At 49.5% G+C, this 4,098-nt stretch carries 3 protein-coding genes; all 3 read right to left on the bottom strand.

Annotated features, from left to right (window positions below):
• Nucleotides 1-107 precede the first annotated feature (107 nt).
• The 3 genes from ENN47_10855 to ENN47_10845 are packed head-to-tail and all read right to left on the bottom strand — an operon-like array spanning nt 108 to nt 4,028.
• Entirely contained in the window at nt 108-1,856 is a 1,749-nt protein-coding gene (locus ENN47_10855) for an ABC transporter substrate-binding protein (GenBank protein ID HDP78657.1), read from the bottom strand.
• Between the two features lie 40 nt (nt 1,857-1,896).
• Nucleotides 1,897-3,012, bottom strand: coding sequence for an anhydro-N-acetylmuramic acid kinase (locus tag ENN47_10850; GenBank protein HDP78656.1), 1,116 nt, complete (start codon nt 3,010-3,012; stop codon nt 1,897-1,899).
• Entirely contained in the window at nt 3,009-4,028 is a 1,020-nt protein-coding gene (locus ENN47_10845) for a class A beta-lactamase-related serine hydrolase (GenBank protein HDP78655.1), read from the bottom strand. Before ENN47_10845 ends, ENN47_10850 begins: the two co-directional genes overlap by 4 nt.
• Nucleotides 4,029-4,098 lie beyond the last annotated feature (70 nt).

Raw genomic sequence — 4,098 nt, 5'->3', positions numbered from 1 at the left:
TTCGGAGCAATTTCGAGGGTGTTCCTGGTCAAAATCCACATATTGTGAGTCAACTACTACTCTCTTGAATATGACGACCTCTTTAACGGGAAGAAGGTAGTAGTTTTTCAGGAAGCCCTAAATACGGTCCATGAAGAGTAAGAGAGAAGCCCCTCTTCGTTCTGCTCGACGTTTCCTAGCGACTTGTTAGCGGCGTAAAGGTTCATCCCTTTACACACGAAAATCACGGGAAGATACTCTGCGTAGATCTCCTGCCATTCGTCGTAATACGATTTTCTTTCGATCGGGTCCATAGCGACCTGGCCCTTTTCAAAGAGTTCGTACACTCTCTTTTCCCAGTCAAGCATGTTTTCCATTATAGGAAGATTGGTATCGGGATCTCTCGTTGTTCTGTGCCAGTAGTAGAGCTGAGTTCCCGGCTGCCAGATCGCCTTTCTCAACTGGGGATCGGGCTGGTTCCCGAAGGCCCTTATTCCAGCTTCGAAGCTGCCGGCGCCGAACATCTGGCCGGTTAGAGAGCTATCGAGTATCTGGAGGTTAACCTTTATTCCGATACTCTGCAGATCCTGGGAGTATATGTATCCGATGTCCTGGTACTCCTGCGGAGAGCTCTGCAGGGTCAGGACGAACTCGAACTTCGTCCCGTCGGGATACTCTCTGAAGCCGTCACCGTCAACATCTTTGAATCCAAGCTCGTCTAGAATTCTCGCGGCCTCTGCCAGGTTGAAGGGTCTGCGAATCTCTTCGACCTTTGGATTGTAGAAGGCCTTGTTCGAAGGAAGCACAGGAACTCCTCCAAGAACGGCCAGTCCATTGTAGACCTCATCGATGATCCTCTCTCTGTCCACGGCATATTCCATTGCCTGGCGGAACTCCGTGGCTCTGAAAACCTCTCTCAGTTTCGGGTCCCCCACATCGAAATTGAAGGCGATGTGAATCGGGCTTGGAGTTGGCTGAGTGGGCTCGGCAAGAAAGACCCTGAATGGTCCACCGGCCAGTTCCCTCTCCTTCAGGATCGGGAAGTCGTTTCCACTAACCGCCATATAGTCTAGCTCTCCGGCCATGAACTTTGCAAGCCTCACCTGCGCATCGCTTACAATCAGATACTCTATCTTGTCTACGTAGGGAAGCTTGTTGCCATATTCATCGACCTTCCAGTAGTTTGGATTCTTCGCCATGACGACTTTCTGGTCTATTATGTATTCCGAGAGCATGAAAGGCCCGTTTGCCGGGATCTCTTTCAGAGGAGTGTTTGTGAGCCATACGTCATTGACTGAATCGGGACGGTCCTTGTCGATCTTGCCTTCTAAGGCATGGGATGGGTAGATGTAGGCGTGCGATAGAACTGTGAAGAAGGCGGCATACGGCGCGGGCAAAATAGCCTTGACAGTGCTGTCGTCGACCTTGACCCACTCAATTGGTTTTGCTTCGATTGTGAATCTGGCTACGGAGTTTCCTCTGGCTACGGGATTCATAACGAAGTGCTCAAATGTGAAGATTACGTTATCGGCGGTCAGAGGGACGCCGTCGGACCATTTCACGTCTCTCAGGTGGAAGGTGACCTCTTTGTTGTCTTCCGATACTTCCCACGACTCTGCAAGGGCGGGCCTGATTGCTGACGTAACCGGATGAGCCTCGACGAGTCCTGTGAGCATCTGTCCTGCAACTGAGTAAGCGTTGCTATCGAGAGTACCGTAGAAATTGAATGATTGGGGGGAACCGGTAAGTGCCAGGTACAACGTTCCTCCCGTGCTGGGGTTTGGATCGGGTGTCAGTAAGCTGTCTTCCACGAATGGAGCTGCCATTAACATGGCGGTGAAAAGAACTGCGAGAACTAACAGAAAGATTCGCCTCACGGTAAAAACCTCCTTTATGTTTTCTCTCCCGTCGGGGAGATCAAGGTAAAGCCAGTTTTCCAAGGACAACTCTCTTTCTCGCTCCCGTTACAGACGGAACGTTTGCCTCTACCCCGTTAAAGAACTCCTGAGCTAGAACTGCCATGCCCATTGCTTCCTTTGCCTGTAAGAAGGTTCTGTCAGGCACTTCTACATCAAGGCCGCTCAGTTGTTTAAGATCTTCGATCATAACGGGGTTAAGGGCTCCCCCTCCCGTAACTACTATTCTTTTCCCCAAAGGTAAATACGAATTGATGCTTTGAACCAACTGGAATACGCTGAACCTAACGAGGGTTCTAGCAAGGTTGTCCGGAGAGGAGATGGAGATCCCCTCCAGGAAGGCATCGTTGTAGACCTCTCTTCCCGTCGATTTTGGGGGCCGCCTCTCAAAGTATTTTCGGTCTCTCTCCACGAGAACGTCTAGTATCGCGCTGTCGACAGATCCCCGTGCGGCGATTTTGCCCCCTTCGTCAAACTCCATGTTGAAATGCCTTTTTGCTACTAGATCTATCAGGCAGTTGGCGGGACCTGTGTCGAAGGCCTTAACATCCTCGAGTTTCTCGGCCACATAAGTAACGTTAGCTATTCCACCTAGATTTACTGCGTAGATGCCGCTTTCAAAATAGATCCAGTCGAAATAAGGGATGATGGGCGCACCCTCCCCTCCGAAAACCATGTCCTTTTTCCTGAAATCGAAGACCACCGGAAGGCCAGTCTCGGACGATACAATATCCGCTTCGCCAATCTGAAGAGTGGCATGAACCGCTGGATCGTGGTAAACGGTCTGTCCGTGGTATGCGATTGCCTCAACTTTGACTTCTGTCCTTTCGAGAAAGGATTTGATTGCCTCTGCGTGCCTAATGCCAATTTGGAAGTTCATAGAATTGACTCTGTCAACACCGGAAAACGACGGATTGAAGGTTCTTACTATCTCATTCTGGAACCGGGACTCGAACTGAGCTGAAGAATGCTCGAGAAGCTTCACTTTCATAGACTTTCCGCTCCCGGAGCAATTCACTACTGCAAGCTCCAAACCGTCGGCTGACGTTCCCGACATGACTCCTAGAATGTTTCTTGATTCTCTGGAGAGAAGATCTTTTATCTCATTCCAGATCATCCGAGGCTCCCAAATATGAGGTTGTGTAAGCGCCTTCTGATTCTTTGCATTTGAGGTATAGTGTCTCTCCTGCTGATGTTCGTTCGGTTGGAGAGAAGAATGACAAATAGCCCCGTGGCCGGGTCTACCCATATTGAAGTCCCAGTGAAGCCGGTATGACCAAAGGCCTCTTCTCCGAGTATGTCACCGGCACTGGAGCCCCTTGCAGGTGCCATCCAGCCTATATGCCGTTTGCTTTCTCCAATTGACAATGTTTCAGAAATGAACGTTTCAAAGACCCTCAAAGGTACGAGTCTCGCATACATTAGACTGGAGACGAACCTGAAAAGATCTTCCGCCGATGAAAAAACGCCGGCATTTCCGCTCACTCCACCGAGATAATACGCGAGTTCGTCATCCGGCAGACCTCTTAGAACCTTTCCGTCCCGTTCGCTTGTCGGTGCCACGTGCTGGAGATCCTTCGGCAGGTATGTAGTCGAATTCATGCCAAGAGGTTCAAAAATCTCCTGAGAACAGAACTTGGCGAATCTCATAGAAGTGGTTTTCTCGACAACGGCCATGAGAGTTATGAAATTGAGACATGAGTAATTTATCCTTTCCATTGGCGCGGTCTCTGGTTCTAGATCTATGATGGATTTCAGCAATTCACGTCCCTTAAGCTCTCGCCAAGCTTCAGAATAGGGCTGCATCCCCGAGGTATGGGTCAGGAGATGGAAAATCGAAATTTCCTTCTTTGATTCGGATACGTCGAAGAAATCTCCAAGCGTATCCCAGAGTGAAAGCTCTCCACGTGAGACGAGAAGCATTACTGCGCTTGTGGTTGCTACAACTTTGCTCATGCTTGCGATGTCGTACACCGTTTCAAGTGTCGTTGGAATATTGTCGTCTACCGCGATGTATCCGTAGGCCTTCTTGTAAAGGACCTCGGTATCCTTCCCTATCAAAACGACTGCTCCCGGATACACTGCTTTTTCAATGCCGCACGAAACTATTTCATCAACTTTATTCCAGATCAAAGTGAACCTCCTTGTGTATTATGTTGTCCGCCAACGGTCGGCAGTTGCAAATTGTTAGTTACAAGTTGCA

This window comes from Mesotoga infera (assembly GCA_011045915.1).
Classification (GTDB): Bacteria; Thermotogota; Thermotogae; order Petrotogales; family Kosmotogaceae; genus Mesotoga; species Mesotoga infera_D.
This window is presented reverse-complemented; position numbering and strand designations above follow the sequence as displayed.